The 2,502-nt window shown below is 62.7% G+C and carries 1 pseudogene; it reads right to left on the minus strand.

Annotation, left to right across the window (positions count from 1 at the left end):
- Nucleotides 1-1,081: 1,081 nt before the first annotated feature.
- Nucleotides 1,082-2,156 (minus strand): annotated as a pseudogene (locus ACWEO7_RS39160) (FAD-dependent monooxygenase); the annotation flags it as partial.
- Nucleotides 2,157-2,502: the final 346 nt, after the last annotated feature.

Raw genomic sequence — 2,502 nt, forward strand, 5'->3', positions numbered from 1 at the left:
AGCGCGAGTCCCCTCGTCGAACTTCCGTGGTGCCGCCATGGCTGACAGTCTCCCTTGCTATATCAGGAGTCTCCAGCCAGTCCAGGACGGTTCACTCGTCACCGCGCTGTGGCTTGCTGAGCAATCGGGTTGCTTGTTGCCGAGGCCGGTTCTGGACGACGCCTACGGCCCCTTCTCTGCGCTGATGGCTTCGGCTGTGCTGCGACCAGGGTTGGATCGATGTTGTGGGCACATGCCGGGTGGTCGAAACGCTGATTGCGCCGGCTTAGCGTGCCCACGGTGCCGTGTCGGGACTGCGAACAGACTGAGGTTTGCGATCTTGGTCATGGCCGGTCTTCAGATGTCCTCAGCGCCGTGCGCGACCGCGGTGGCTCAGTGGGAGCGTGGGTGTCGTCTACGTCAGCCGCTATCAGTGCTGTCTGCAGCATGGCGAGTAGTGCGGATTTGTCGTTTCCGCGGCACCGCAGGCTGATATGTCCGTCCGGTCTGACCAAGCACAGCGAGTCCGTGGCGGAGTCGCCGTACGTGTCGAAAATTTCGTTGCTTTCGGCGATTACGGCATGGGTTGGCGCGGCCGCGTCAACCTCGGGGGTCAACCTCGATGCGCGAGGGAGCGTGCCCCGGTTGATCCTCCGTGGCGACCAGCCCAGCCACGATGGGCAGTGCCGGCGCCGTTGGCCGCGCCATGGGGGCCGCCACCGCCGGGTTGAGTCAGTCGAGGCGATCGCTACCACTCGCAGTCGTCGACTGTAGGGCTGCGCGGCGTGCGCGGCCCATGCCGCCAGCGTGGACTGCGGATGCCGTTGCAAGACCAGCAGTGTGTAGCCCGGATGTCGCAGCAGGTCGTGAAGCCACAGCGTCGGCGTGATGGCCACGTCAGGGGCGCGGTCTCCGGCTCTGAGGCCATCCAATGGCAGTATGCGGGGGGGCTGGGCTATGACCTCGCGGTAGGAGTACGACAGGCCTGCAATTTGCTTGGCGGCAGCTTGTTTGAAGCCTGGTGCTCGGATGACCGCGCGTCGGTCGTCCATGGATTTGCCGTGCGCCATCATGAAGCTGTGCAGCCTATGGGTGCCGTCGATGACCTGCTCGGCGACCGGCCTGCGCTCCACTTCGTAGGTGTCCAGTACCTCTTCCGGAGCCTCGCCCGCGGCGACGCCTGCGAGTTTGTAGCCCAGGTTGAGCGCGTCCTGGATGGCGGCGTTCATTCCTTGGCCGCCAGCAGGTGAATGAACGTGTGCGGCGTCGCCGCACAGGAAGATATTGCCGATGCGGTAGGCAGAGCTGACGCGCCGCCAGATCTCGAAGACAGTGGCCCACTTCGGCTCACCGAGCATAACGGCGCCGTCGAAATGCCTATGTATGGCCTGCTGAAACTCCGCGCGAGCGGCGTCGAGCTCGGTTGTGCCTTTCCGTGCGGGCGTGGGATCGTGGATCAGGACACGGTAGTTGGTTAGAAGCGGTTCTTCGGTAGGGAGCGGTGCCGTGAGCAGCAGTTCCCCCCGATGGATGTCGTAATGGATGTCCCTGTCTTCGTGCGGAAGGCCGACCACCGGGACGTCCATCATCCTCATGCTGCCGGTGTACTCGTCGCCTCGGAAATCGAGCCCGAGGAGGGTGCGCACGGTACTTCGCACTCCATCACATCCCACCAGCCAGTCAGGGTTCACGATCTCTGCAACCACCCGGGTGTCGGCATCGGTGTGAACAATGGTCGCGGTGATGCGTCCGCTGTCACTGGTGGTGAGGGCGCGAAGTTCGGTGTTCCATTCCACGAGCACGCCGCGTGCGGCAAGTTGGGCACGCAGGACGCTTTCCAAGCGATCCTGCTCGAGCAGGAGGATGCCCGGATACCGGTGGCTCAATTGCTCGAAGGCGAGCCGCTCCGCCGCTTGTTCGGGCCCCTCGAAATGGAAGATTATACCGCCGCTCCAGATGCCCTTATCCAGCAGTGCCGTGACGATCCGTGCCCTGTCGTATCCTTCCAATGTTCGTATGTGGACGGTGAATGATCTCGATGTCGTGTCAGGATCGGACCTTTTGTCTATCACGCGACACGGCACACCCCAGCGCAGCAATTCGAGGGCGAGGGTCAAACCCGCTGGCCCAGCACCAACGATCAGAATCGCATCACGCGAGACAGCGGCTTGTGACATGGTGATCCTTCGTGCGGTGCCTGTAGCGTCCAGCGGCAAGGGAGCGCTCACCGGCTTCGGATGGCGCCCTTTCGTCGCGGGAGAGCTGTGGTCGTCAAGCGCGACTCTCACACGCACGCAATGAAGATGGAATGCGGAATGCCCGGCAGATACCTACCGAGGTCGCTTACCTATGTCACGTTGTCAGGATTCGAAGCTGAAGGCCGTTGTCGTGCTGCGGCGTCGATTCTGGGCATGAGATGTGCAGGAATGCTAGCTTGAGTTTTAACCTCTGAGCTGGGTTTTTATCCTGTTCGGCGGGGTCGTGGCCCGGGGGGTTTGGATGGCTTCTGGTTGCTGGGTGTTT

Source organism: Nocardia sp. NPDC004260, from assembly GCF_053603155.1.